This is a genomic window from Streptomyces sp. NPDC055025 (genome assembly GCF_053608565.1).
This window is the reverse complement of sequence record NZ_JBSGVS010000031.1, coordinates 72,489-99,124: the sequence shown is the minus strand read 5'-3', so window position 1 is coordinate 99,124 and position 26,636 is coordinate 72,489. Positions and strand designations below refer to the sequence as shown.

Genomic DNA, 26,636 nt, shown 5'->3' with positions numbered 1-26,636 from the left:
GCCCCTGCCCGCAGGGCAAGGGCCCGCCGGGCAGGGGCTGCCGCCGCCGGTGCGACTCCCGTCTACTCCTCGCCCGCGAGCTTCAGTGTCCGGAGCTTCTGGCCCGCGTACCAGGTCGCCACCACCGAGACCCCCGCCAACAGGCCCACCGCCAGCGGCAGGCCGACGTCCGAGGTGATCGTGCCCTCGCCTGCGATCCGCTGGGCGAGCGCGAGCGCCCACTGCTGAACGCTGAGCGTCCGCGCGCCCGCCACCAGGCTGCCGAAGAGCGTCTCCCAGACCAGGGCGTAGACGAGTCCGATGACCACCGCGTGGCGGCTGACCGTACCCAGCAGCAGGAAGAGCGCGCTGTACGCGATCGAGGCGACGAGCGCCGCGACCGTGTACGCGACCGCGATCTGCTGGCCGTTGCCGTTGAGCACGTATCCGGCGATGAAGGTGGGGACCGCGGAGAAGGCCATGGTCACGGCTATCGCCACGATCAGCTTGGTGAAGATGATCGACGACCGCTTCACCGGCTTGGAGAGCAGATAGACGATCGATCCGTCGTCGATCTCGGGTCCGATCGAGCCCGTCCCCGCGATGACACCGATCAGCGGCACCATCGTGGCGAGCGCGAAACCGCCCAGCACATCCACCGCGACCTGGTCGTCCGCGCCGTTGAGCACCCGGACCGCCACCGCGATCAGGATCAGCAGCGCGGGCAGTACGAAGAGGATCGCGGCCCGGCGCCTGCCGAGCAGGGCCCGGTAGGTGAGCCGGGCGACTGTGGGGTTGTACATGACGTCACAGCTCCTTTCAGGCCGCTCAGGCCGCTACGAGATAGGAGAAGACCGATTCGAGGGACTCGTCCGAGGGCGAGACCGTGAGCAGCCTGATGGAGTGCTCGCGGGCGACTCTCGGCAGCAGTTCGGTGAACCGGCCGAAGTCGACCGCCTGGATACGCAGCGCGCCTTCGGCGAGGTCCACCTCGATACCGGCCGTCGACGGGTCGGCGATCAGTGCGGCGGCGAGCGCGCGGTCGTCACTGGACCGTACGAGGTAGCGGTGCGGCCGGTCGGTCATGAGACGGCGGATCTTGCGGAAGTCCCCGGAGGCGGCATGGCGCCCGGCCACGATCACCTCGATGTGCGAGGCGAGCTGCTCGACCTCCTCCAAGATATGGGAGGAGAAGAGAACGGTGCGACCCGTGGCGCCCATACGCCGCAGCAGATCCATGAGCTGCATCCGCTGACGCGGGTCCATTCCGTTGAACGGCTCGTCCAGAAGGAGTACGGACGGGTCGTGGACCAGCGCGGACGCCATCTTCACCCGCTGCCGCATGCCCTTGCTGTAGGTCGCGATCCGGCGGTCCTGCGCGTACTCCATCTCGACCGTGGCGAGCGCCGTACGCGCCTCTTTCGCACCCAGCCCGTGCAGTTCCGCGTTGGCCACGACGAAGTCGAGGCCGGTGAGGAAGTCGTACATCGCCTCCCGCTCCGGCACGATGCCGATCTCCCGGTAGACGGACTCGTTGCGCCAGATCGGCTGCCCGTCGAGGGTGACGGTGCCCGTGGACGGCGCGAGGAAGCCCGCCATCATATTGATGAGAGTGGACTTGCCGGCGCCGTTGGGGCCCAGCAGTCCGGTGACCCCGGGGCCGATCGTCATGGTGACGTCGTTGACGGCCACCACATTGCCGAACCAGCGTGAGGTGTGCTCGATATCGATGGTGGTCACAGCCCGACCTTCCGGTAACGGCGCATGAGAACGGCGTACGAGCCGAGCACGAGCGCGAGGACGACCAGCAGATAGACCACGCCCACGCCGGCCGAGGGGCCCGCCTCGCCGGGGAAGGCGGAGGTGGCGCCCAGGAAGGCGGTCTGTACGCCGTCGATGAGCGTGACCGGCGAGAAGAGGCCGAGCCACTTGACGGCGCCGGTCGCGTCCGAACTCCACGCGATCGCCTGGAGGGTGGAGACCGCGCCGTACGAGATGGTCAGGGTGGCTATCACGGCGGCGACGCCGAAGCCGCGGCGCGGTGTGAGAGCGGCCAGCACCAGCCCGAGTCCGCCGAAGAGCAGGGAGAGCAGCGCCACCGATACCAGCCCCTGGCCGAATCCCTTGCTCTGGTCCGCGAAGTCCATCTTGGCCAGCAGCGAACCGGCGTAGAGGATGACGAGCGGCGCCCCCGTCAGCACGAAGAGGGCGGAGGCCATCGCCCCGTACTTCGCGAGCACGTAGTCGACGCGCTCGATCGGACGGGAGAAGTAGAGCGGCACGGTCTTGAAGCGCAGATCGCGGGAGACGGACTGCGGGGCCTGGGAGGCCAGATAGAGACCGATGACGGCCTGGGTGAAGATCGCGTAGCGGGTGTAGTCGAGGGGCAGGGTCTTGAGATTGGTCGCGATGGCGACCGCGACGATGATCGCCGCGGGCAGGCACATCACCGCGAAGAGGATCATCGGCAGGACCTTGGACTTGGCCGAGCGGCCGAGTCCGTACGCGCCGCGCAGGGACTGTGAGTAGAGGGAGCGGCGGGCGTAGGCGCGGCCGAGGCGCGGCCCGTCGTAGTTGCGGTATCCGATGTTGTGGATCCGGGTCGTCCCGGCTCCGGCCGCGGAGCCGGACCCGGACCCGGCCGCCGTACCGTTCTCGGTCTCAGTGCTCATCGTGGGCGCCTCCCTTCGGCGATGTGTGCTCCGTCTCGTGCCCGGCCGGCTGTGCGGCCTGCTGGGGGCGGAAGACCTCCGCTATGTGATGGCGCCGCTGTTCCATCCGTACGAGCCCCAGACCGAGTCCGGCGACCGTGTCGCGGACGACGTCGTACGTCTCCTCGCCCTTGGCCTCGATCAGCAGGATGTGACCCGCGCCGGGAAGCCCCTCCTCCGTGCCCGCGTGGAGGGTCAGCCCGGCCGTGGTGAGGGCCTCGCGCAGCGCCGACGTGCCGTCGGGGTGCGCGTCCGTGTCCGTGACCTCGACCGCGAGGGTCGTGGTGATCTGCGTGAAGTCACTGGTGGAACTGGAGCGGAGCAGCGTTCCGCCGTCGATGACGACGACATGGTCACAGGTGCGTTCGAGCTCGCCCAGGAGGTGCGATGTGACCAGGACGGAGATACCGAAGTCCGTGTGGACACGGCGGATCAGACCGAGCATCTCGTCGCGGCCAACCGGGTCGAGGCCGTTGGTCGGCTCGTCCAGGAGGACGAGCTGGGGGTCGTGGACCAGCGCCTGGGCGAGTTTGACGCGCTGCTTCATACCGGTCGAGTAGCCGCCGATGGGGCGGTACCGCTCCTCGTAGAGGCCGACATGGCGCAGGGTGTCCGCGGTGCGCTCACGGGCCGCGGTCGGCGGGAGTCCGGACATGCGCGCCATATGGACGACGAACTCGGTGGCCGAGACGTCCGGCGGCAGGCAGTCGTGCTCGGGCATGTATCCGACGCGCTCGCGGATGGCGCTGCCGCTGGTGGCGACATCGAGCCCGAGCACCGTGGCCCGGCCTTCCGTGGCGGGGGAAAGACCCAGCAGGATCTTGATCATGGTGGACTTGCCGGCCCCGTTGGCGCCCACCAGACCGGTCACACCGGGTCCGATGTCCAAGGAGAGCCGGTCAAGCGCGGTTACCCGGGGGAACCGCTTACTCAGGCCTTCTGTCGCGATCACAGTCACGGTCCGACCGTAGTGGCGAAGGCAACAGGGGGCGTCAGACCTGGCGGCTGTATCGGTGTCCGTCTCCAGATGTAGGGACCCGTAAGGGGGACGTAAGGGCAGGGGGTCCGCCGGGCGGTCGTCCGCGCCGATCCGCGGTCGGTCCGCCGCTGATCCACAGCCGGTCGGCGGCCCGTCCACAGCCTGTTCGCGTCGGTCCACACCTGGATCCACACCTGATCCACACCTGGATCCACATCGGTTGTCCACAGGTACGACCCGGCGCTTGACGCCGCCGTCGGCCATTGTCACATTCATCACTGTGACATTCATCTGTGTCACGTCGCGAACACGTACCGCACACAGCCTGGTGGGAGGCGATGCAGTGACGGATCGACGGACCGCGGAGCTGCGGGGATTCAGGGATGTCCAGCGTCTGGCGTACGAGTGCGCGGAGGCCGTCTCCGCACGGCTCGGGCCGGGGGTGACGGAGCGCGGGGCGGCACGGATGCAGCGTGCGTGGCTGCGCGCCCGTGGGGTGCGCGACTGGTTCCATCTGCCCTTCGCCTGGTTCGGGGACCGTACGGCGTTCGCCGGCTTCCGGATACCGCTCCAGTTCTTTCCCACCGGGCGCCGGCTGGAGGAGGGGATGCCGTACATCCTGGATCTCGCGCCCATCCACCGGGGCTTCACGGCGGATGTCGGCTACTCGGGCTGTCTCGGTCCCAATCCCCTGCACGACCGGCTGCTCGCCGATCTGCGCACGCACCGCGAGCTGATCCTGCGGGAGGTGCGCGAGCGGCGGACGCTGCGCGAGATCTACGAGGACGTGGACCGGCTGATGACGCGGCAGGGCTATGCCAACCGGCACCGGGCGTACCCCTTCGGTGTCATCGCCCACAAGGTCGACCGGGTGAAGGAGCGCCGCTGGTCACCGCACGTTCTCGGATTCGGCACCCAGTCGCTCAAGGGGCTGGCGGGTGACGCGCTGCGTGGTCACCGGGAGGGCTGGTCGCCGCTGTGGAGTCCGTACGGATTCTCCGACCACCCGCCCACGCCGGGTCTGTGGGCGGTCGAACCCCACCTCGGATTCCGGGGTACGGGCGCGAAGTTCGAGGAGATCCTGGTGGTCACCGACTCGCGGGATCCGGAGCAGAGCGCGTTCTGGCTGGATGACGATCTGCCGCATGTGCGGCGCTGGGCGGAGGCCGGATGAGTACGGGGCTGAACGGGGCGCGGGAGCGCCGGGTGCGGACGGGCGGGGTGGAGCTGTGCGTCGCCGAGCTGGGCGACGCGGCCCGGCCGACCGTACTGCTCGTGCATGGCTATCCCGACAGCAAGGAGGTCTGGTCCGAGGTCGCGGGACGGCTCGCCGAGAACTTCCATGTGGTGCTGTACGACGTACGCGGGCACGGCGGATCGACGGCACCCGCGCCCCTGCGCGGCGGCTTCACGCTGGAGAAGCTGACGGACGACTTCCTTGCGGTGGCCGACGCGGTGAGCCCGGACCGGCCGGTCCATCTGGTCGGCCACGACTGGGGTTCCGTACAGGCCTGGGAGTTCGTGACCGTGGCGCGGACCGAGGGGCGGATCGCCTCGTTCACCTCGGTGTCGGGCCCTTCGCTGGACCACATGGGGCACTGGATCAAGCGGCGGGCGAAGCGGCCCACGCCACGTGGGGTGGCTCAACTGCTCGGCCAGGGAGCCAGGTCCTGGTACGTCTACGCGCTGCATACGCCCGTGCTGCCCGAGCTGGCCTGGCGGGGGCCTCTCGGCAGGCGGTGGCCCGCGATCCTGCGGCGGGCCGAGAAGCTCTCCGGTACGTCCTATCCGACGTCCTCCCTGCCGCGGGACGCCGCGCACGGTGCGTGGCTCTACCGGGACAATGTCCGCGCCCGGTTGAGCGGGCCGCGTACCGACGCCTACGCGCACGCGCCCGTCCAGCTCATCACTCCGACCGGCGACGCCTTCCTGTCGGAAGGGCTCTACAACGATCTGGAGCGGTGGGCCCCGGGGCTGGTACGGCGCACGCTGCCCGCCAGGCACTGGGTGCCCCGCACCAGACCGGACCAATTGGCCTCCTGGATCGTCGACTTCGTCCTGGTCCACGAGAACGGCGGGCCCCGGCCCGGGAGTACGGACGGCGGGGGCGGTACGGGCACGCGTACGGGTGCCGGTACGGGAGCGCGTACGGGTGCCGGTACGGGAGCGCGTACGGGTGCCGGTACGGGAGCGGCGCCGGGCGGAGCGTACGCACAGCGTTTCGGTGGACAGCTCGTCCTGGTCACGGGTGCGGCCGGCGGTATCGGGCGGGCGACCGCCTTCGCGTTCGCCGAGGCGGGCGCGCGGATCGTGGCGGTCGACCTCGACAGGGAGGGGGCGGCCAGAACGGCGGAGCTGGCCCGGCTGATCGGAGCCCCGGAGGCCTGGGCCGAGCAGACCGACGTCGGTGACGGGCAGGCCATGGAGAAGCTCGCGGAGAAGGTCGCCGCGGAGTACGGCATCGTCGACGTCCTGGTCAACAACGCGGGGATCGGACTGTCGGGTGCCTTCCTCGACACCACCGCCGAGGACTGGAAGAAGGTCCTGGACGTCAATCTGTGGGGCGTCATCCACGGCTGCCGCGTCTTCGGCGGACAGATGGCCGAGCGCGGCCAGGGCGGCCATATCGTCAACACCGCGTCGGCGGCGGCCTATCAGCCCTCGAAGGCGCTGCCCGCGTACAGCACGTCCAAGGCGGCGGTGCTGATGCTCAGCGAGTGTCTGCGGGCCGAACTGGCCGGACAGGGCATCGGGGTCTCCGCGATCTGTCCCGGTTTCGTCAACACGGGCATCACCTCCACCGCGCGCTTCACCGGGGTCTCCGCGGAGGAGCAGGATCGGCGCAGAAGGAAGACCGCGCGGCTGTACGGCCTGCGCAACTATCCGCCGGAGAAGGTCGCCGACGCCGTGCTGCGGGCCGTCGTACGGAACCAGGCCGTCGTGCCGGTCACCCCCGAGGCCCGGGGCGCCCGCCTGCTGTCCCGCCTCGCGCCCGGGGCGCTGCGCGCGATCGCCCGCGTGGAGCCCCCGCTGTGAGCGCCGGGAAGCGCTACGCCATCGTTCCGCGCCGGGTGTCGTTCGACTGGCACGGGACTCCCCTCCACTGGATACCGGACGAGCCCACGGCCACCCATGTCATCAATGTGCTCCATCTGCTGCTGCCGGCGGGCGAGCGGTGGTTCGTGAAGGTCTTCAAGGAGGGCCTGCCGCTGGTCACCGACCCCGAATTGCTCAAGGACGTCAAGGGGTTCATGGGGCAGGAGGCCACGCACAGCGTGCAGCACTCCTCCGTACTGGACCATCTGGCCGAGCAGAAGCTGAGCACCGAGGCGTTCACACGGCGCGTCGACTTCCTCTTCGAGAAGCTCCTCGGCGAGAGGCCGCCGTGGGGGATCCCCTTCCCCGCCGGGAAGTGGCTGCTCTACCGGCTGGCGTTCGTCGCCGCGATAGAGCAGTTCACCGCGGTGCTCGGTGACTGGGTGCTGCGCGCGGAGGGGCTGGACCGGGCGGGGGCCGACGAGGTCATGCTCGATCTGCTGCGCTGGCACGGCGCGGAGGAGGTCGAGCACCGCGCCGTGGCCTTCGACATGTACGAGCACTGCGGCGGCCCGGCTCCCGCTCGCTACGCCCGCCGTGTCGGCACCATGTGCGTCACCGCGCCCGTACTGCTGTGGCTGTGGATCTGGGGCGCCGCCTATCTGATCCGGCACGACCCCCTGCTCGCCGGACGGCCGCGCTATTCGCCACGTGAGCACAACAGGGCGATCGGCAAGGGGCTGCTGCCCCCCTGGGGTGACCTGGGCGCGGCGATACCCCGCTATCTCCGCCGGTCCTACCACCCCTCGCGGGAGGGTTCGCTGCGCAGGGCCGTCGAGTACCTCGCGAGCTCCCCCGCGGCCCGTGCGGCGGCGGGCGCGGCGGGCCGGGCGGCGCCGGGGCGGAGGCGATGAGCGGGTCCGGGCCGTCCGCGCGCGCCGAGTACCGGATCGAGGGGCTGGCGCACGCGAGTGGCACCACCGTCCGTACGATCCGGGCCTACCAGGACCGCGGGCTGCTGCCGAGACCGGAGCGGCGCGGGCGGGCCAATGTGTACAACGGCACCCATCTCGCCCGGCTGCGGCAGATCGCGGATCTGCTGGACCGGGGGTACGGCCTGGCCTCCATCAAGGAACTGCTGGAGGCATGGGACACGGGACGCGGTCTGGGCGGGGTGCTGGGTCTCGCGGCCGAGGCGCGCGGACCGTGGACCGACGAGGGGGCGGCCAGGATCTCCCGGGCTGACCTGGACGAGCGGTTCGGTGGGACACAGGACGACAAGGCGATCGCCGAGGCGGTGGAACTGGGGGTGCTGGAGCGCGTTCCTGGCCGGGACGACATGTTCCTGGTGCCCAGTCCCCAGGAGCTCTCCGTGGCAGCGGAGTTGCACGCGGCGGGAGTGCCGCTGCCCGCGATCTCCGGGCGGTTGCGGGAGCTTCGCGGCCAGGTCGAGCACATCGCCGCCCACTCATTGACCTCTGTGGTACTTCCCGCCGACACGATTCGGGCCGTACGGAGGCTGGTCGGCCATGAGAACGTCGCGGCCTTCATCACGGCGGCCACCGAACGGGAGCTCCATACAAGGACCTTGGACGCCCTCGCCTCAACCGAGGTGCAAAGCAGCCATATTGATCAAATAGGTTAAGCAGTCGGCTCATTGTCCACAGGATCGGCAAATCCCCTGTGGATAACCCGAGTTGGCTGTGGATCAAACCTGTGAACCGCGATTACTTGGAAATGAGTGGCGGTGCGCGGACGCCATGGCCACGCTGTCCGTATGAACGGAGTACCCGACGAACGACGCACAGTGAAGGTGTCGAAGTATCTCTCCAAGCATCTGCGCCATCAGCCCGAGCGGATCGGTATCGCCCTGGACGCGAACGGCTGGGTGGCGGTCGACGAGCTGATCCGCGCGGCCGGCGAGCACGGCTTCCGTATCACCCGCGCCGAACTCGACCATGTCGTGGCCGTCAATGACAAGCGGCGCTTCACGGTCGACGGCGACCGCATCCGCGCCAATCAGGGCCACACCGTCACGGTCGACCTGGAACTGCCCCCCGCGGAGCCGCCCGCGTATCTCTACCACGGTACGGTCGCCCGCCATCTGGACGCGATCCGGGCCGAGGGGCTGCGCCCCATGTTCCGCCACCATGTGCATCTGTCGCCCGACCGCGAGACCGCGACCCGGGTCGGCGCCCGCCGCGGCCGGCCCGTGGTCCTGTCGGTGGGCGCGGGGGCGATGCACCGCGACGGACTGGTCTTCCATGTCAGCGCCAATGGCGTCTGGCTCACCGACGCCGTACCACCGCGCTATCTGCGCTTCCCCGGCTGACCGACTGACCCACTGACCGGCCCACCGGCCCACTGACCCACGGCCGGCCGACCGATACCGGCCGACCGTGGGGCGCCCGGCCCGGCCGCTCCCGGCCCGGCCCTCGCGGGCAGAGGCCGATTGAAGTCCCGGACGTCTCTGTCTAGGCTCTCGCCGATGGCGGCGACCGGAGCGCGACCACTCCGTACGCGGGGCCGTCACCGCGGATCGACACCCTGGGGGAGTGCCGTCATGCACCTCGCGACCGTCACCCGCCATCTGCTGAGTGGGCGGGAGAACAGACTATGAACACACCACGGATCACGGCGGCCGACCTCATCGGACGGTGGCGGCTGGAGTCCTTCGTGGAGATCGACGAGCGGGGGACCACCCTGGAGAGCCCGGTGGGTCCCGCTCCGCTCGGGTCGATCCTCTACGGCGCGGACGGCCGGGTGTCGGTGCACATCATGCGCACCGACGGCAAGCCGTACCCCGCCGTCGCGTACATCGGTTACACCGGCACCTGGCATCTGGCCGGAGACCAGGTCGTCCATACCGTGGAGATCGCCGCCGACCCCAGCTGGTCCGGCACCGAACAGGTGCGGGACGTGACGCTCAGCGGCGACGACCTCGTGCTCGGCCGGACCTGGACGGTGGACGGCCGTACCATGCGCGCCCGGCTGGAGTGGCACCGCCACTGAGGCGGACAGCACGCCGGACGGGACGCCGACGGCACGCCGGACAGTACGGGCGGGGCGGCGGGCCGCCGGAGAGCGCCGAGGCCGTAGCGGGCCACCGGGAAGCGCCGAGGTCCGGGGCCGGGTGGCCCCGGACCTCTCAGCCGGTCAGCGCCGCGTCAGGCGGCGAGACGGGTGGCCAGCGCCTTGGCCTTGGCCTCGGCGTCGGCAAAGGCCTTCGTGCGGGACTCCTCGAAGAGCGGGACGAGGTCCTTCATCGAGTCGTAGGCCGGGGCGAGCGTCAGCTCGGGAATGATGAAGTCGACGTCCAGGCCGAGCTTGTCGCGCAGGACCAGCTCCAGGTACGGCTGCGCGTAGTCGTTGCCGTGCTCCGGGGTGCCCGGGGCGTAGGAGCCACCGCGGCTGGAGACGACGACCACGGGCTTGCCGGCGAGGGCCGGCTGCTCGGTCAGAATGTTGCGGCCGATGGTGATGATGTGGTCGAGCCACGCCTTCAGGCCGGAGGTAACGCTGTAGTTGTACAGCGGCGCGCCGATCACGATCGCGTCGGCGGCCTCGCTCTCCGCCAGCAGCTCCTCGCGCAGGACGAAGGCCGCGCTCTGCTCGGGGGTGCGCTCGGCGGGGTCGACGAACGACGCGTAGTACGTGAGGGCGTCGAGGTGGGGCACCGGGTTCGCGGCGAGGTCGCGGTAGATGACCTTGCCCTCCGGGTGCTGGTCCTCCCACGCCTTGCGGAACGCGGCGGTGACCTTGCGGGAGTGCGAGTCGTCGCCGTGCAGGGAGGAGTCGATGTGCAGCAGTGTCGCCATAGTGATACCCGATCCGATCCGAGGTTTAGTAAGCAGGTTCTCTTTTACCGGAGAACCCTTGATAGCACAGTCACTTACCTTACTGCAGCTCCGTATCCCGAACGGGTACCATGGCTCCATGACAGAGCTTCGGGACGTGACGGTGGAAGGCCCGGCGCAGGGCTCTGGGTGCACCGAGCCCGAAGCGGGGATCACCCGAGTCTTCCAGATGCTGGGCAAGCGCTGGTCCGGGCTGATCCTCGCCGCGCTGATGAACGGCCCGGGACACTTCGTCGAGCTGCGCCGCGCGGTTCCCGGCATCAGCGAGCGAATGCTGTCGGACCGGCTGGCCGAGCTGGCCGCGCTGGATCTGGTGATCCGCGAGGTGGACCCCGGCCCGCCGCTGCGCGTCAGCTACCGCCTGGCGGAGGCCGGTCTCGCCCTGCGGCCCGCGATGAGCGAGCTGACGCAATGGGCGAACGCCCATCTGCCGGATGAGGGATCCAACTGCCCCAAGGAGTTCCAGGGCTGAGGAGCTCCGGGGTCGAGGAGCTCCGGGGCCGAGGAGCTGCAAGGCTGAGCGGCGCCCGCGCAAGGCCGCGGTCCCGCGGTCCGTGCGCGTCGCGTCATCCAGCCGCCGTGCCGTCGGGTCATCCGGCCACCGTGTCATCCGGCCGCCGTGTCCGTGGTCACTTGACCGCCGTGATGAGGTGGTCGGTCGTCCCGGACAGCGGCTGCACCCGGCAGTCGCGGAAACCGGCGTCCTTGAGCCAGCCGAAGCACTCCTCCGTCGTGTAACCCTTTCCGCCGCGCTGGTCCACCAGCATGTGGAGGCTGACGATCAGGGCGCCCGCGCTGTCCCGCCGGTCCTCGCCGACCAGCGTGTCGTAGACCAGCACCGACCCGCCCTCCGGCAGCGCCTCGTACGCCTTGGCCAGCAGCATGCGGCGCACCTCGACATCCCAGTCGATCAGGATGTGCCCGAAGACGACGGCGTCGGCGGCCGGGAAGCCGGACGTACGGAAGTCACCGCCCGCGAACGAGAGCCGGTCGTCAAGGCCGCCGCGGGCCACCGCCTTCTCGAAGGCCGGCCCGGACGTGGGCAGGTCGAAGCCGATCCCGGAGAGGTGCGGCTGCGCGCGCAGCAGACGGATGAGCATGGCACCGTCCGAGCACCCGACGTCGGCGACGGTCGACACCTCCCGCCAGGGGAACTCGTCGATCAGCACGGCACCGGGCGTGGCACCCGCCATGGCCCGCTGGAAACGCTCCACGAGTTCGGGGTCCGAGTGGATCGCGTCGTACGGGGACTCGCCCCCGTACGACTGGGAGCGGCCCGTGCGCAGCGCGTCCGTCAGCTTCCCCCACGACCAGTACCAGTGGCTGCCCGCGTACTCCAGCATGCCGCCGATATAGCTGTCCGACTCGGGGTCGCCGAGGTGGGTCGTGGTGGTCGGCGTGTTGGCGTAGCACCCGTCCTCGTACGTCAGCAGGTCGAGCGCGACCAGACAGTCGAAGAAGTCGGTGGCGCCGCGCTCATGGAGGCCGAGCTTCGCGCGCAGCCCGTCGGCCGACGCCGGGCCGCCCTCCGTCAGCGCGGCGAAGACACCGAGTTCGACCGCCGACTGCATGACCCGCGCCCCCATGAACCCGAGGGCGAGCCCCCTGATGCGGTCGAGTTCCTCGTTCATCGCCATGTTCAGCCCCTTTCCGGCCGGGACAGCTGGGTACGGAGATCGTCGATGAGCGCGGCGGCGGAGTCCCGGTCCCGTGCCGCGCCGAACACGTAGAAGTCCGGACGGACGAGTACGGCCGTGGCCGGCAGACCGGCCAGATGGGGCACGTAGACATCGTCGGTGTCGACCACGACCGAGCCGGGGACCGAGTCGGGGCCGGAGCCGGACGGCAGGACGTGGACGACGGAGGCGTCCAGGGTGCCGAGGAAGGCCAGGCGGTCGCCGTCGAGGAGTTCACCCGGAGGGACGAGCGTGATCAGGCTGAAGCCATGGCCGACGACCTCGTCGTAGCGGCCCGTGACCCCCTCGCCCGGGGCGCCTTCGGCCGTGGTGCCCTCGCCCGGGGCGCCCGGCCGGGTGACCCTGCCCTGCGGGAGGAGCCGGGTGACCCTGCCCTGCGGGAAGAGGTGTCCCGTGGCGCCGTCTCCCGGGCGGTGCAGCAGGCCGTCGGTCAGCGGTCTGATCTCCAGCACCAGACCGTCCGAGCCGCCCACCTCTTCCTTGGCGGCCAGCATCTTCTTGTCGCGCTCGCGCGCCACGGCCGGGTCGGGTTCGCAGATGATCCGGCCCAGCTCCACCGACTTGGTGATGGCGTACTGGACGTGCTCCCGGCGCTCGGTGGTGTACGTGTCCAGGATCCCCTCGCGGGCCCGGCCGTCCAGCACCAGATGCAGCTTCCAGGACAGATTGGCGGCGTCGCGGAAGCCGGAGGACATGCCCTGGCCGGCGAAGGGCGGCATCAGGTGCGCGGCGTCGCCCGCCAGCATCACCCGCCCCGCCCGCCACCGGTCGGCGTGGCCCGCCTTGAAGGTGTAGACGGCGTACCGGTCCAGCGTGGCGTTCCCGGGGGTGACGCCGTCCAGCGCGAGCAGGCGCCAGGCGGACTCCACCGAGTCGAGTTCCTCGACGGTCTCGCCGGGGACGCGCATGAACTCCCAGCGCCGGTGGCCGGGCCCCGCGGACACCGACGTCCGGGGGCGGGCCGGGTCGCAGGTCTGGAGGTTGTCCGGATCGAAGTCCCGTGGCGCGTCGAGCGTGACGTCACAGGTCAGCCAGTCGTGGCTGAACCCGAGCTCGGTGAAGGCCGCGCCCATCCCGGCCCGTACGACGCTGTTGGCGCCGTCGCACCCCACCAGACAGCGGGCCCGCAGGGCCAGTCGTCCGCCCGTGGCGCTCTCGGCGACGACGTCCACGCCCGTGCCGTCGTCGGTGATCTCCTTCGCCTCGTAGCCGCGCAGGACACGCAGGCCGGGCAGCTCGGCGCCGCGGGCGATGAGCGCCGACTCCAGGCCCGGCTGGTAGTACGACGTGGTGATGGGCCAGCCCTGCGGTCCGATGTCGCCGATGCCGGTGAAGAGCAGCAGTTCGAGCCCGTCGCCGTTCTGCCAGCCGTAGTCCCCGGTGGGCTTTCCGTACTCGCCCAGGGACGGGTCGAGGCCGGCCGACGCGAGGATGCGCGCCGACTCACCGTCGAAGGTCACCGCGCGCGGCAGCGGGAAGGGCTTGGGGTAGCGCTCGACCACGGTGACGTCCCAGCCCCGCTGGGCCAGCAGGATGGCCAGCGTCTGGCCGATCGGGCCGTATCCGACGATGGCCACGTCGGTCGCGACGGTGACCACGTCGGTCGGCGTCGGGATGGTCACGCCGGTCGCGACGGTGGCCGCGCCGGTCGGCGTCGGGGTGGTCTGGGCGCTCATGAGGCGCCGCCGCCCATGATCTCGTCCACGGCGGCCTGGTGGTCAGCGGGTTTTATCAAGACCCTGATCTCCTCTTCTCCGTTGTGCACCCTGGTCAGTCGCCGTCCCAGGAGCACCGACTGTCCGTTGTCGAAGGCGCGCGACCGTACGACCGTGCCGGGACCGAGGCCGTCGGCTTCCGCCTCCGGGGGCCTGGGGTCCCATGCGTCGAGGGCGCGCAGCCGCGGCTCGAACCGGTAGAGCGCCTGCCAGTCCCCCGTGAGTGCCTTGCGCTCGACCACGTGGTAGCCGTCGCTCCGCACGATCCGGTAGGCGCAGCCGTACTGGTGCTGCACGTCCTCGGTCACCCGCAGCGGTGCCAGATAGCCCGGTCCGGCGAACCCGACGTCGGCCAGCCACAGGTCGCCGTCGAGCCGGACGCCGACGAGGACATGCCCCACGTCCACTCCGAACGTGCCACCGGGACCGCGCAGACCCGCCGTCAGGAAACCGGCGTCGAACCCCAGCTCTCCGAGCAGCCGGTGGAAGAGCCCGGCGAGCTCGCCGCAGTGCCCTCCCCGTCCCGCGAGGACCGCGCGGTCGAAGGCGGCGTCGAGATCGACGCTCCGGCCGTCGAGGCCGCCCGCGACCTCGTCCGCGAGCCGGGAGTTGTCGTAGGGCAGCGCCATGAGGTGCCGCTTGTGCAGGTCCCGCAGGTCCCGCAGGGTCCCGGGCCCGGGTTCCGGTGGCCCGGGGTATCCGATGGCCGACAGATAGGCCGCCACGCTGAACATGATCCGCTCAGCCCTCCCGCTCGGTGGTCGACTCGGTGGTCAACTCGGTGATCGACCCGGTGGTCAACAGGTCGTGGGTCAACAGGTCGTGCAGATGCTCGGCGAGCATCCGCGGCGTGGGCTGGTCGAAGAGCAGACCGGCCGGCAGCCGCAGCCCGGTGGTCCCGGCCAGCCGGTTGCGCAGTTCGACGGCGTTCAGCGAGGTGAATCCCTCCTCGAAGAAGGCCGCGTCCGGATCGAGCCGGTTGTCCAGATAGCCGAGGGTCTCCCCGGCCTCGCCCTGGACCAGGTCGAGCAGCGCCGTGAGTCGCTCGTCCCCTGGAAGGTCCCGGAAGCGGTCGCGGAACGAGGTCCCGTTCGCCGTCCCATCCACTGCCCCGTTGGCCGTCCCGTTCGCTGCTCCGGGAGCCGACGCGGTGCCGCCGACCGTGCCGCCGGCCGGCGCGGCGGCGCCTTCACGGATGACGGGACCCGTCGACGCCAGCCAGTAGCGCCGGCGCTGGAAGGCGTACGTCGGCAGGTCCACGCGCCGCGCCCCGGTGCCGGCGAACACGGCCGGCCAGTCGACGGCGGTCCCCCGGGCGTGCGCGGCGGCCAGGGCCGTCAGCACGGTCCGGGTCTCCGGCCGGTCGCGGCGCTGTGTCACCAGGCAGGTCGCCGTGGTGCCCGTCTCCCCCAGCGACTCCGCGACCATGGGCGTCAGCGCGGCGTCCGGGCCGACCTCCACATACGTTCTGACGCCCTGTTCGAAGAGGGTGCGGACGGCGTCGAGGAAGCGCACCGGCCGGCGGACGTGCTCGACCCAGTAGTCGGGCGAGGTGAGCTGATCGGGCTTCAGGACCTCTCCGGTGACATTGGACACCACCGCGATCTCCGGCCGGTGATACGTGAGGCCCGCCGCCACCTCGCGGAACTCGGCGAGCATCGCGTCCATCCGGGGTGAGTGGAAGGCGTGGCCGACGCGCAGCCTGCGGGTCTTCCAGCCGCGCTCGGCGCACTGCCCGGCGACCGCCAGCACGGCGTCCTCGTCGCCGGAGACCACCACCGAGGCGGGGCTGTTGACGGCGGCGATGCCCGCCCGTCCCTCCCGTCCCGCGAGCAGCCCCAGCACATCCGCCTCGGCCGCCTGGACGGCGACCATGGCACCGCCCGGGGGCAGCGCCTGGATCAGCCTGCCGCGGGCGGTGACCAGCGCGGCGGCGTCCCGGAGCGGCAGCACACCGGCGACATGCGCCGCCACCAGCTCCCCGAGGGAGTGCCCGGCGACGAAGTCCGGGCGCATCCCCCACGACTGGAGGAGCCGGTACAGCGCGGTCTCGAACGCGAAGAGGGCGGGCTGGGTGTACGCCGTCGCGTCCAGCAGCCCCGGGTCCGGCGCGCCGGAGACGACCTCGCGCAGCGGATGCCGCAGATGCGGGTCGAGCGCCGCGCACACCTCGTCGAAGGCGTCTGCGAACACCGGGAAGTCGGCGTACAGCTCACGGCCCATCCCGGTCCGCTGGCTGCCCTGGCCGGTGAACAGGAAGGCCAGGCCGCCGCCGCCCGCGGTGTCCCGTACGACATGCCTGGCGGGGCTGCCGTCGGCCAGCGCCGCGAGACCGGCCAGCAGCTCGCCGCGGTCCGCGGCCAGCACCACGGCCCGCCGCTCCAGACCGGCCCGCGCGACGGCCTGGGAGAACGCCACGTCGGTCAGGGACGTCGTGGGGTGCTTGTCCAGATGGCGGGCGAGCTTGGCGGCCTGGCCGCGCAGACCCTCGGCCGACCTGGCCGACAGCGGCACAGGCACCGGCACAGACACAGGCACCGGCACCGGCACCGGAGCGAGGGCGGAGCCGTCCTTGCCGTCAACGGCGCTCTCGCCGCCGTCGTGCTCCTCGGGTGCGGGCGGCGGTGCCTGCTCCACGATCACATGGGCGTTGGTGCCGCTGATGCCGAACGCCGACACCCCCGCCCGGCGCGGCCGGTCCGCCTCGGGCCAGGCGCGCGCCTCGGTCAGCAGCTCGATCGCGCCCGCGTCCCAGTCGATGTGCGAGGACGGCGTGTCCGCGTGCAGTGTCCTGGGCAGCACGCCGTGCCGCATCGCCTCGATCATCTTGATCAGGCCCGCGGCGCCGGCCGCGGCCTGGGTGTGCCCCACGTTGGACTTGACCGACCCGAACCACAGCGGCCGGTCGGCGGGCCGGCCGCGCCCGTAGGTCGCCAGCAGCGCGTCGGCCTCGATGGGGTCGCCCAGCTTGGTGCCGGTGCCGTGCGCCTCCACCGCGTCCACATCGGCCGCGGTGAGCCGCGCCTGGGCCAGCGCCTGCCGGATCACCCGTTCCTGCGACGGCCCGTTCGGCGCCGTCAGACCGTTCGACGCGCCGTCCTGGTTGATCGCCGAGCCCCGGATCACGGCCAGCACCTCGTGCCCCGCCCTGCGGGCGTCCGAGAGCCGTTCGAGCAGCAGCAGCCCCACGCCCTCGGCCATGCCGAACCCGTCGGCACCGTCGGCGAACGCCTTGCTGCGGCCGTCGGCGGCGAGTCCGCGCTGGCGCGAGAAGCCGACGAGACCTTCCAGCGTGGACATCACCGAGGCACCACCGGCCAGCGCCAGCGAGCACTCGCCGTTACGGAGCGCCTGCGCGGCCAGGTGCACGGCGACCAGCGACGACGAGCACGCCGTGTCGACGGTCAGGGCCGGCCCTTCGAGGCCGAGCGTGTACGACAGCCGCCCGGACAGCACGCTGCCCGCCCTGCCGGTGATCAGATAGCCCTCGTCGGCCCGGCCGTCGGTGGCACCCGTGCCGTAGTCCTGGCCGTGGGTGCCGACATAGACGCCCGTGGGGGTGCCGCGCAGCGCGGCCGGGTCGAGCCCGGCCCGCTCCAGCGTCTCCCAGGCGACCTCCAGCAGCAGCCGCTGCTGCGGGTCCATGGCGAGCGCCTCGCCCGGTCCGATCCGGAAGAAGCCGGCATCGAAGTCCGCGACACCGGGCAGGAAGCCGCCGCCGCGCACATAGGTCTTGCCGGGCACGTCCGGGTCCGGGTCGTACGTGCCGTCCAGGTCCCAGCCGCGGTCGGTGGGCAGGGCGGTGATGGCGTCGCCGCCGCCCAGGACGAACTCCCACAGGTCCTCGGCCGTGTCGAGGCCGCCGGGGAAGCGGCAGCCGGTGGCCACGACCACGATGGGATCGTCCTCCGGGCCCGCCGCCGCTGCCGAGGCCACGCCCGGCGCCGCGCCCGGCGCCGGCCGGGTCTTCCCGGGCGTCTCCTCGGAGGTCTTCCCGGGCCTCTCCTCGGGCGTCTCCTCGGGGGTCTCGCCGACGAGTTCGGCCGTCAGATACCGGGCGAGTTCCGTCGGTGTCGGGTAGTTGAAGACCAGGGTGGCGGGCAGCCGCAGCCCGGTCGCGGTGCTGAGCCGGTTGCGCAGTTCGACGGCGGTCAGCGAGTCGACGCCCAGGTCCTTGAAGGGGCGCCGTTCCTCGATGCCGTCGGCCGAGGCGTGGCCGAGCACGGTGGCGGCCTGCGCGCGTACGACGCCCAGCAGCACCTCCTCGCGTTCGGTGCCGCGCAGCGCGGCCAGCCGCTGGGCGAGCGCGGAACCCCCGCCCTCGGCGGCGGGCGCCGTGGCGGCGCGGCGCGGGGTGCGGCGAGGGCGCGCGGCGGGCGCCAGATCCCGCAGCAGCGCGGGCACTTCGTCGCGCCGCCGGCCGGTCAGATCGAGCCGGATCGGTACGAGCGCGGCCCGGTCGCTGTCCAGGGCCGCGTCGAAGAGCGCGAGACCCTGCTCGGCGGTGAGCGGGAGGGTGCCCGCGCGGGCCATCCTGGCGAGGTCGGTGTCGCCGAGCCGGCCGCCCATGCCCGCGGACTCCGCCCACAGGCCCCAGGCCAGCGAGACGGCGGGCAGGCCGAGCTCCCGGCGGTGGGTCGCGAGGGCGTCGAGGAAGGCGTTGCCCGCCGCGTAGTTGCCCTGGCCGGAGCCCCCGAGGACGCCGGACACGGACGAATAGAGCACGAAGGCGGCCAGGTCGAGGCCCTGGGTCAGCTCGTGCAGATGCCAGGCCCCGTCCACCTTGGGGCGCAGCACGGTGGTCCACTTGTCGTCGTCGAGGGCGCCGATCACCCCGTCGGCGACGACTCCGGCCACATGGACGACGGCGGTGAGCCGGTCGGAGACGGAGTCCACGACGCGGGCCAGCGCTTCCCGGTCGGCGACATCGGCCGCCTCCGTACGTACCCGGGCTCCCGCCGCCGTCAGTTCCCCGACCAGTTCCGGCGCCACCCCGGAGCGGGCGAGCAGCACCAGCTCCGCGACGCCGTGCTCCCGTACGAGGTGACGGGCCACCAGGCGGCCGAGCCCGCCGGACGCGCCGGTGACCAGGACCGTGCCACCGGTGAGCCGGGCCGGCCGGTCCGGAGTCCGCGGGCCGGTCCGCCTGAGGCGGGCGACATACCGCTGGCCCTCGCGCACCGCGATCTGCGGCTCGTCCGGCAGGGCGGCGAGGACGGCGGGCAGCGCCGCGAGGTCGTCGGTGTCCAGCAGTACGAACCGCTCGGGGTTCTCGGACAGCGCGGTCCGTACGAGGCCGCGGACCGGCTCGTGGACGAGGTCGCCGCGGCGGGCGACGACCACCAGCCGGGACGACACGGTGCGCGGGTCGGCCAGCCAGTCCTTGAGGACGCCCAGCACCTCGCGCCCGACGGCACGCACCCGCTCGGGCACGGCCGCCGCCGGGTCGCCGTCGCCCACCCGCAGCACGACGAGCGGTGGCGGCGGGGCGTCGGCGGCCAGTTCACCGTGGAAGGCCCAGGCGTCCTCCGCGAGAGCGGTCGCGGCCGTGGTCGCGGGGGCGGTGGTCTCCTCGTCTGCGGAGGCGGTCGCGGGTGCGGCCACGGAGACGGTCGCGGAAACGGTCAGGGAGGCGGTCGGAGGTGCGGTCAGGGAGGCGGTCGCGGAAGCGGCCTCCCCGCCCGTCGGGACGGGCACCCACTCCACCTCGTGCAGCGCCGCGCCGGCGGTGCCGAGCCGGCCCGGGTCCACCGGGCGCACCGTCAGCGTCTCGATATCGACGACGGGCGCGCCGGTGTCGTCGGAGGCGTGGATGCGTACGGACTCCTCCCCCTCCTTGGCGAGGACCACCCGCAGCGAGCGGGCGCCGACGGCGTGCAGGCGGACGCCGGACCAGGAGAACGCGAGCCGGGGCCGGCCGGGGTCGGCGAAGAAGCCCGCGGCGCCCAGCGGGTGCAGCGCGGCGTCGAGCAGGGCCGGGTGGAGGCCGTAGGCATCGGCATCGGCGTCCCCGACCGCCGCCGGGAGCCGGAGCTGCGCGTAGAGGCGCCCGTCGCGCGTCCAGGCGGCCTCCACCGCGTGGAAGGAGGGGCCGTAGTCCACGGTGAGCCGGTCGTAGAAGCCGTCCAGATCGACCGGGTCGGCCCCGGCGGGCGGCCAGGACACCAGATCCGCCCTGGCGTCGCCCGGGGGCTCCGCCGGGGCGAGCACCGCGGTGGCGGTCTCGGACCACTCCCGGTCCGCGCCGGCCCGGGTGAGCAGCCGTACGGTACGGCGGCCGGCCGCGTCCGGACCGGCTTCCGCGTCCGGACCGGCTCCGGCACCAGCACCTGCTCCTGCACCAGCACCAGCACCAGCACCAGCACCCGATACCGCGTCAGGAACGGCTTCGGCGACATGCACCTGGAGGTCCGTACCGCCGCCGTCGGGGACGACGACCGGCGCGGAGATGGTCAGTTCCTCGACGACCGGGACGCCCAGCCGCTCGCCGACGTGCAGGAGCGCGTCCAGCAGGGCGGTGCCGGGCAGCAGGGACACCCCGCCGACCCGGTGGTCCGCCAGCCACGGCAGGGCGCGCTCGGTGAGCCGTCCGGTGAACACCGCGCTCTCGCCGCCCGCGAGCACCAGTCCCGCGGTCAGCAGCGGGTGCCCGGCGTCGTCCAGGCCGGCCTCGGCGACGTCCCCGGAGGTCCGCTCGGGTTCGAGCCAGTAGCGCTGGTGCTGGAAGGCGTACGTGGGCAGGTCCCCGGGCCGTACGGTGCCCGCCCCCGCGAAGGCGGCGGCGAAGTCGACGGGCACGCCGCGGACATGCAGTTCCGCCGCGGACGTCAGCACCCGGCCGAGGCCGCCGTCGTCCCGGCGCAGGGTGCCGGTGACCACGGCGCCGACCGGGGCGTGCTCGTCCAGGATCTCGCTGACGCTGTGCGCCAGCACCGGGTGGGAGCTGACCTCGACGAAGGCCCGGAAGCCGTCCTGGGCCAGCGCTGCCGCCGTGTCGGCGAACCCGACCGTGTGCCGCAGATTGCGGTACCAGTAGCCGCCGTCCAGCTCCGGGCCGTCCAGCCGGCGGCCCTCCACGGTCGACCAGAACGGGATGGCGGCCCTGCGCGGCGCGATGCCGGCCAGCAGCCCGGCCAGTTCGCTCTCGATGCCCTCGACGTGCGAGGTGTGGGAGGCGTAGTCGACCGGCACGCGCCGCGCCCGTACGCCCTCCGCCTCGTACGCCGCCATCAGGGCGTCCAGCGCCGCCGGATCACCCGCGACGACCACGGACGCCGGGCCGTTGACCGCGGCCAGCTCCACCCCGTCGCCCAGCCGCTCGGCCACCGCCTCGCGCGACAGGGCCACGGAGAGCATGCCGCCCCGGCCGGCCAGACCGCGGGCGATGGCCTGGGAGCGCAGCGCCACCACGGCCGCCGCGTCCTGGAGCGTCAGCGCCCCGGCCACCTGGGCGGCGGCGATCTCGCCCTGGGAATGGCCCAGCACCGCGTCCGGCACCACCCCCAGCGACTCCCACACCCGCGCCAGGGACACCATCATCGCGAACGAGGCGGGCTGCACCACATCCACCCGCTCCAGCGACGGCGCGCCCTCCGCCTGCCGGATCACGTCCGTCAACGACCAGTCCACGTAAGGCGCCAGCGCGGCCGCGACCTCGCCGAGACGCTCGGCGAACACCGGCGAGGTCTCCAGCAGCTCCCGGCCCATACCGGCCCACTGCGACCCCTGTCCCGGGAAGACGAAGACCCGCCTGCCCTCCACATCGGCGGTCCCGGCCACCACGCCGGGCCCCTCGCCCGCGCCGGCCAGCCCGGCCAGTCCGGTCAGGGCGGCCGTCCGGTCAGGGGCGATCACCACGGCCCGCCGCTCCAGGGCGGCCCGGGAGGCGGCCAGCGAGCGGGCCACCGCGGACGGCTCCAGCTCCGGCCGGGCCTCGGTGAAGGCGGCCAGCCGCGCGGCCTGCGCGCGCAGTGCCTCGGGCGTGCGGCCCGACAGGAGCCAGGGCACGACCGAGGGCGCGCCCCGGCGCGTGTCCTCGGTCCCGTCGGCCTCGGGCACGGCCGGTGCCTGCTCCAGGATGAGATGCGCGTTCGTCCCGCTCACCCCGAAGGAGGAGACGGCCGCCCGGCGCGGCCGGTCCACCTCCGGCCACCGGCGCCCCTCGGTGAGCAGTTCGACGGCTCCCGAGCCCCAGTCGACCTTGGACGTCGGCGCGTCCACGTGCAGCGTCCTCGGCAGCACGCCGTGCCGCATCGCCTCGACCATCTTGATGATGCCGGCGGCGCCGGCCGCGGCCTGGGCGTGCCCGATGTTGGACTTCAGCGAACCGAGCCAGAGCGGCTGGTCCGCCGGGCGGTCCTGGCCGTAGGTCGCCAGCAGCGCCCGCGCCTCGATCGGATCCCCCAGCATGGTGCCGGTGCCGTGCGCCTCCACCACGTCCACGTCGGCGGCCGTCAGCCGGGCGCTCGCCAGCGCCCGCTGGATCACCCGCTCCTGCGCCGGACCGCTGGGCGCCGTCAGGCCGTTCGACGCGCCGTCCTGGTTCACCGCGGACCCGCGCACCACCGCCAGCACCTCGTGCCCGTTGCGCCGGGCGTCGGACAGGCGCTCCAGCAGCAGCACCGCCGCGCCCTCGGACCAGGCGGTGCCGTCGGCGGCCTCGGCGAACGGCTTGCACCGCCCGTCCGGCGCCAGCGCCCGCTGCCGGGAGAACTCCACGTACGAGGTGGGCCGCGCCATCACCGCCACACCGCCGGCCAGCGCCAGATCGCACTCGCCGCTGCCCAGGGCCCGCGCCGCCAGATGCACCGCCACCAGCGACGACGAGCAGGCCGTGTCCACCGTCACCGCCGGGCCCTCCAGGCCCAGCGTGTACGACACCCGGCCGGAGGCCACGCTGCCGGAGTTGCCGGTGCCCAGATAGCCCTGCAAGTCCTCCGGGACCTCGCCGACGCCGGTCAGGTAGTCGTGGTACATCAGGCCGGAGAAGACCCCGACGCCCGCGCCGCGCAGCGACGTGGGGTCGATGCCCGCGCGTTCCAGGACCTCCCAGGACACCTCCAGCAGCAGCCGCTGCTGGGGGTCCATCGCCATCGCCTCGCGCGGCGATATCCCGAAGAAGCCCGCGTCGAAGTCCGCCGCGTCGTAGAGGAAGCCGCCGTGGTCGACATAGGACTTGCCGGCCTTGCCCGGGTCGGGATCGAAGAGCTCCGCGAGGTCCCAGCCCCGGTCGCCGGGGAAGGCGCCGATCGCGTCGGTCCCCTCGCTCACCAGCCGCCACAGGTCCTGCGGCGAGGTCACTCCGCCGGGCAGCCGGCAGCCCATGGCGACGATCGCGACCGGCTCGTCGGAGCGCGCCGGGAGCGGCCGGGGGGCGCCGCCCGGGGACTTCTCGCCGCCCATGAGGAGGGTGCCGAGACGGCGCGCCGTCTCGGCCGGGGTGGGGTGGTCGAAGGCGAGCGTGAGCGGCAGGTCGAGACCGGTGCGCGCGGTGAGCCGGTTGCGCAGCCGCACGGCGGTGAGCGAGTCGAGACCGAGATCGCGGAAGGCCTTGTCGGCGGGGATGCCCGCCGCGCCGCCCGGCGCGTCGTACAGCTCCGCGACCTCGGCGCGCACCAGGTCCACCAGGACCCGGTGCCGCTCCTGGGCGGGCAGCGGTACGAGCCGCTCCCGCAGCGCGGCCGTCGCCGCGTCGTCGGGGGCGCCGGCCTGGACGGGTACGTCGATCAGGTCGCGCAGCGCGGTGGGCAGACCGGCGCCGCCCGCCACCGTGGAGTCCAGCCGCATCACCATGAGGGAGGACCGGTCGGCGAGATGCGCGGCGTCGAACATCGCCACGGTCTCCCGGGCGGTCAGCCGGCCCAGGCCCGTGGGCAGCGGCCGGTCGTCGTGCTCCGCGGGGCCGAGGGCCAGGGTGAGCGCCGGCAGCCCGCGGGCGGCGCGGTGCTGCGCGAACGCCTCCAGGAAGGCGTCGGCGGCGGCCTCCTCGCCCCGGTCCCGCTCGCCGAGCACGCCGGCGAGCGAGGCGAGCAGCACGAAGGCGGTCAGTTCGGTGCCGCTGGTCAGCTCGTGCAGATTCAGCGCGCCGTGCACGACGGAGGTCAGCGGGCGTCCGGTGGCGCCGGGCGCGTACACCACGGCCGTGGGCCGGTTCCCGGGAGCGCTCAGCAGCGCGGCGAGCGCTTCCCGGTCGGCGAGGTCGCAGGCCGCCAGGGTGGCCTCGGCGCCCTGGCCTGCCAGTTCGTCCCGCAGCGCGGCGGCGGCCGGGTCCGCGGCGCCGCGGTCGCTGACGAGCAGGAAACGGCGCGCGCCGTGCGCGGCGGCCAGATGACGCGCCAGCACCGCGGCGACGGTGCTGTCGGCGCCGGTGAGCAGCACGGTGGGCCGCGGGCCGAGCAGGGGCGGCGCGCCCGCGTCCGCGGTCGCCGGGACCCGTACCGCCTGGGGCCGCAGCGCGACGCCCGAGCGCAACAGGAGCTGGGGCTCGGCGGAGAACACCGCGCCCGCCAGTCCCGCCACCGACGGGTCGTCGGGGTCCAGGTCGACCAGCGCGGTCCGGCCGGTCCCCGTGGCCTGGACGGCGCGGACCATGCCCCACACCGGGGTGCCGGCCAGGTCGGTCACGTCGTCGTCGCGGCCGGGGGCGACCGCGCCCCGGGTCGTCACGACCAGCGTGCCGGCCGCGAACCGCTCGTCGGCCAGCCAGGCGCGCACCCCGTCGCCGAGCTCCCGCAGGGTACGGTCCGCCTCGTCCGCGAGCGGACCGGGTACGCGGATCCCGGCACCGGCGTCCGACAGCACGGTGACATCGGGGACGGGCGCGCCCAGGGCGACGGCCTCGCGGAGCCCGGCGAGGCCGGAGTGGAGGTCGACGGTCTGGCCCTGGGCGCGCAGCGGTCCCGCGATGCCGAAGGTGTCCGGCCCGGCCACCGCCCAGCGCCGGGCGGGCAGTTGTACGGGTACGGAGGACAGCGGCAGCCAGTCGAGCTGGAAGAGCGACTCGTGGTGGGCGCCGCCCGCGGCCCGCAGCCGGGCGGGGCGGTCCAGCAGGACATGCCGGGTGATCTTCCCCGAGGCGGTCCGCGGGATGCGGTCGATCTCGTAGAGCTCCTCGGGCACCTTGAAGTACGACAGCCGCTCCCGGCAGGCCGCCAGCAGCTCCTCCGGGTCGAGTCCCTCCGGGCCCGGGACCAGGAAGGCCACCGGGACCTCGCCCAGCACATCGTGCGGCTTGCCGACCACGGCGGCGTCCGCCACCCCGGTGCCCGAGCGCAGCACCTCCTCGATCTCGCCCGGGTGGATGTTCTCGCCGCCCCGGATGATCAGTTCCTTGATCCGCCCGGTGATGGAGAAATAGCCGGCGTCGTCGCGCCGGGCCAGGTCGCCGGTGCGGTACCAGCCGTCGTGGAAGACCTCGGCGGTGACCTCCGGCTTGTTGTGGTAGCCGGCCATGACGCTCGGCCCGCGCACCCACACCTCGCCCTCCTCACCGGGGCCCACGTCGACGCCGCGCTCCGGGTCGACCAGCCGTACGCCGAGTCCCGGCACCGGGAGACCGCAGGATCCCTCGACCCGGGAGCCGGTCGGCCAGTTGATGGTGATCGAACCGCAGGTCTCGGTGGAGCCGTAGGCGTCCAGCAGCGGGGCGCCGAAGGCCTCCTCGAAGGACCGGCGCAGCGCCGCCGTGGTGATGGCGCCGCCCACCAGGCACATCCGCAGGTCCGGCAGTTCGAGCCGCTCCCGGCCCGCGGCCCGTACGAGGTGGTGGTACATCGTGGGCACACCGGCCAGGAAGGTGGTGGCGTCCGCGCGCAGGGCGTGCAGGACCTCGTCGGGCGAGAAGCCGTCGAGCAGGCGCGCGGTGGCGCCCACCGCGGTCACGCTGAGCACGCAGGCGATGTGCGAGAGGCTGTGGAAGAGCGGCAGCGGCCACAGCACCCGGTCCTCGGCGGTCAGACCGGGGATCGGCACATAGCAGGCGGCCACCGACCAGAGGCAGTTGCGCTGGCTGGACAGCACGCCCTTGGGCCTGCCGGTCGTGCCCGAGGTATAGAGCATCCACGCGGGGGAGTCGAGCGGCAGGTCGTCCCGCGCCGGGGTGGCCGGCTCCGTCAGGGCCAGCGTCTCGTACGGCACCGTGCCCGCGGGTGCGGGTCCGTCGCCGACGACGACGATCCGCGGCTCCCCGCCGCCACCGGCCGCGGCGGCGGCGCGCAGCTGGTCGACATGGGCCTCGTCGGTGATCACCATCCGGGCGCCGCTGTCCTGGAGCAGATACGCCAGCTCGGTCTCGGTGACCCTGGGATTGAGCGGCACGCCGATCGCGCCCGCCCGCAGGACCGCGAGATAGCTCTCGACCATCTCCACCCGGTTGCCGAGCAGGATCGCCGCGCGGTCGCCGGGCTGGAGCCGGAGATCCGCCAGATGCCCGGCGAGCCGCCCGGTGCGCAGCTCCAGTTCGGCGTAGCTCACGCTTCGCCGGGCGTCGCGGAACGCGATCTTGTCCTCGAAGCGGGAGGCATGCGCCCGCAGAAGCTCGGGCAGCGGCCGGATGAGCTCCGTACGCAACATGGCATCACATCCCTTGGGGCGGCGGACCACTTGACCAGGCCCCAAGTCTCATCGCGCCCGTCCGCCGCCCGTCCCCTAACGACTCCCCTATG

The 26,636-nt window shown here is 72.8% G+C and carries 16 protein-coding genes; 7 read left to right on the top strand and 9 right to left on the bottom strand.

Annotated elements, in window-relative coordinates; all coding sequences use genetic code 11:
* Positions 1-62: 62 nt before the first annotated feature.
* The 4 genes from ACWGDX_RS20345 to ACWGDX_RS20330 are packed head-to-tail and all read right to left on the bottom strand — an operon-like array spanning position 63 to position 3,642.
* Positions 63-782 (bottom strand): ABC transporter permease, encoded by a 720-nt coding sequence (locus tag ACWGDX_RS20345; RefSeq protein WP_453627395.1) that lies wholly within the window; start codon positions 780-782, stop codon positions 63-65.
* 25 nt (positions 783-807) lie between these two features.
* On the bottom strand, positions 808-1,719 hold the full coding sequence (locus ACWGDX_RS20340) for an ABC transporter ATP-binding protein (RefSeq protein ID WP_453627394.1): 912 nt from the start codon (positions 1,717-1,719) through the stop codon (positions 808-810).
* Positions 1,716-2,651: an ABC transporter permease gene (locus ACWGDX_RS20335; RefSeq protein ID WP_453627392.1), complete on the bottom strand. Its 936-nt coding sequence runs from the start codon at positions 2,649-2,651 to the stop codon at positions 1,716-1,718. The genes ACWGDX_RS20340 and ACWGDX_RS20335 overlap by 4 nt, the downstream gene beginning before the upstream one ends.
* Positions 2,641-3,642, bottom strand: a complete 1,002-nt coding sequence (locus ACWGDX_RS20330; protein ID WP_453627405.1) for an ABC transporter ATP-binding protein — start codon at positions 3,640-3,642, stop codon at positions 2,641-2,643. The genes ACWGDX_RS20335 and ACWGDX_RS20330 overlap by 11 nt, the downstream gene beginning before the upstream one ends.
* 370 nt (positions 3,643-4,012) lie before the next feature.
* On the opposite strand from ACWGDX_RS20330, the gene ACWGDX_RS20325 reads away from it, so the two are divergent.
* The 6 genes from ACWGDX_RS20325 (at position 4,013) to ACWGDX_RS20300 (ending at position 9,717) form a co-directional block, all read left to right on the top strand.
* Positions 4,013-4,843, top strand: a complete 831-nt coding sequence (locus ACWGDX_RS20325; RefSeq protein WP_453627390.1) for a M24 family metallopeptidase — start codon at positions 4,013-4,015, stop codon at positions 4,841-4,843.
* Positions 4,840-6,705, top strand: a complete 1,866-nt coding sequence (locus ACWGDX_RS20320) for an SDR family oxidoreductase (RefSeq protein WP_453627388.1) — start codon at positions 4,840-4,842, stop codon at positions 6,703-6,705. Before ACWGDX_RS20325 ends, ACWGDX_RS20320 begins: the two co-directional genes overlap by 4 nt.
* Positions 6,702-7,619: a metal-dependent hydrolase gene (locus ACWGDX_RS20315; RefSeq protein WP_453627386.1), complete on the top strand. Its 918-nt coding sequence runs from the start codon at positions 6,702-6,704 to the stop codon at positions 7,617-7,619. The genes ACWGDX_RS20320 and ACWGDX_RS20315 overlap by 4 nt, the downstream gene beginning before the upstream one ends.
* Complete coding sequence (locus ACWGDX_RS20310) at positions 7,616-8,350, top strand: MerR family transcriptional regulator (RefSeq protein ID WP_453627384.1); 735 nt, start codon at positions 7,616-7,618, stop codon at positions 8,348-8,350. The genes ACWGDX_RS20315 and ACWGDX_RS20310 overlap by 4 nt, the downstream gene beginning before the upstream one ends.
* Before the next feature lie 132 nt (positions 8,351-8,482).
* Positions 8,483-9,037, top strand: coding sequence for an RNA 2'-phosphotransferase (locus tag ACWGDX_RS20305; RefSeq protein ID WP_453627382.1), 555 nt, complete (start codon positions 8,483-8,485; stop codon positions 9,035-9,037).
* 284 nt (positions 9,038-9,321) lie between these two features.
* Positions 9,322-9,717, top strand: coding sequence for a lipocalin-like domain-containing protein (locus ACWGDX_RS20300; RefSeq protein ID WP_453627380.1), 396 nt, complete (start codon positions 9,322-9,324; stop codon positions 9,715-9,717).
* 155 nt (positions 9,718-9,872) lie between these two features.
* Here ACWGDX_RS20300 and ACWGDX_RS20295 read toward each other — a convergent pair whose 3' ends face one another.
* A complete protein-coding gene (locus tag ACWGDX_RS20295) occupies positions 9,873-10,523 on the bottom strand; it encodes an FMN-dependent NADH-azoreductase (RefSeq protein WP_453627378.1) in 651 nt (216 codons plus the stop codon).
* Between the two features lie 118 nt (positions 10,524-10,641).
* On the opposite strand from ACWGDX_RS20295, the gene ACWGDX_RS20290 reads away from it, so the two are divergent.
* Positions 10,642-11,034, top strand: coding sequence for a winged helix-turn-helix transcriptional regulator (locus ACWGDX_RS20290; RefSeq protein ID WP_453627377.1), 393 nt, complete (start codon positions 10,642-10,644; stop codon positions 11,032-11,034).
* A gap of 157 nt (positions 11,035-11,191) precedes the next feature.
* Here the strand turns inward: ACWGDX_RS20290 and ACWGDX_RS20285 are convergent, their stop codons facing one another.
* The 4 genes from ACWGDX_RS20285 to ACWGDX_RS20270 are packed head-to-tail and all read right to left on the bottom strand — an operon-like array spanning position 11,192 to position 26,544.
* Complete coding sequence (locus ACWGDX_RS20285; RefSeq protein WP_453627375.1) at positions 11,192-12,199, bottom strand: methyltransferase; 1,008 nt, start codon at positions 12,197-12,199, stop codon at positions 11,192-11,194.
* 2 nt (positions 12,200-12,201) lie between these two features.
* Positions 12,202-13,935 (bottom strand): bifunctional 3-(3-hydroxy-phenyl)propionate/3-hydroxycinnamic acid hydroxylase MhpA, encoded by a 1,734-nt coding sequence (gene mhpA, locus ACWGDX_RS20280; protein ID WP_453627373.1) that lies wholly within the window; start codon positions 13,933-13,935, stop codon positions 12,202-12,204.
* Positions 13,932-14,708 carry an arylamine N-acetyltransferase family protein gene (locus ACWGDX_RS20275; RefSeq protein WP_453627372.1) on the bottom strand — a complete coding sequence of 259 codons (777 nt, stop codon included), beginning with the start codon at positions 14,706-14,708 and terminating at the stop codon, positions 13,932-13,934. The genes mhpA and ACWGDX_RS20275 overlap by 4 nt, the downstream gene beginning before the upstream one ends.
* Before the next feature lie 7 nt (positions 14,709-14,715).
* Positions 14,716-26,544: an SDR family NAD(P)-dependent oxidoreductase gene (locus ACWGDX_RS20270; RefSeq protein WP_453627370.1), complete on the bottom strand. Its 11,829-nt coding sequence runs from the start codon at positions 26,542-26,544 to the stop codon at positions 14,716-14,718.
* Between the last annotated feature and the right edge of the window lie 92 nt (positions 26,545-26,636).

Excerpts from the sequence above, each read along its gene's own strand:
- ACWGDX_RS20335 (WP_453627392.1), bottom strand. The coding sequence starts at position 2,651 with ATGAGCACTGAGACCGAGAACGGTACGGCGGCCGGGTCCGGGTCCGGC.
- ACWGDX_RS20305 (WP_453627382.1), top strand. The coding sequence starts at position 8,483 with ATGAACGGAGTACCCGACGAACGACGCACAGTGAAGGTGTCGAAGTAT.
- ACWGDX_RS20275 (WP_453627372.1), bottom strand. The coding sequence starts at position 14,708 with ATGTTCAGCGTGGCGGCCTATCTGTCGGCCATCGGATACCCCGGGCCA.
- ACWGDX_RS20300 (WP_453627380.1), top strand. The coding sequence starts at position 9,322 with ATGAACACACCACGGATCACGGCGGCCGACCTCATCGGACGGTGGCGG.
- ACWGDX_RS20290 (WP_453627377.1), top strand. The coding sequence starts at position 10,642 with ATGACAGAGCTTCGGGACGTGACGGTGGAAGGCCCGGCGCAGGGCTCT.
- mhpA (WP_453627373.1), bottom strand. The coding sequence starts at position 13,935 with ATGAGCGCCCAGACCACCCCGACGCCGACCGGCGCGGCCACCGTCGCG.
- ACWGDX_RS20270 (WP_453627370.1), bottom strand. The coding sequence starts at position 26,544 with ATGTTGCGTACGGAGCTCATCCGGCCGCTGCCCGAGCTTCTGCGGGCG.
- ACWGDX_RS20295 (WP_453627378.1), bottom strand. The coding sequence starts at position 10,523 with ATGGCGACACTGCTGCACATCGACTCCTCCCTGCACGGCGACGACTCG.
- ACWGDX_RS20310 (WP_453627384.1), top strand. The coding sequence starts at position 7,616 with ATGAGCGGGTCCGGGCCGTCCGCGCGCGCCGAGTACCGGATCGAGGGG.
- ACWGDX_RS20320 (WP_453627388.1), top strand. The coding sequence starts at position 4,840 with ATGAGTACGGGGCTGAACGGGGCGCGGGAGCGCCGGGTGCGGACGGGC.
- ACWGDX_RS20285 (WP_453627375.1), bottom strand. The coding sequence starts at position 12,199 with ATGGCGATGAACGAGGAACTCGACCGCATCAGGGGGCTCGCCCTCGGG.
- ACWGDX_RS20345 (WP_453627395.1), bottom strand. The coding sequence starts at position 782 with ATGTACAACCCCACAGTCGCCCGGCTCACCTACCGGGCCCTGCTCGGC.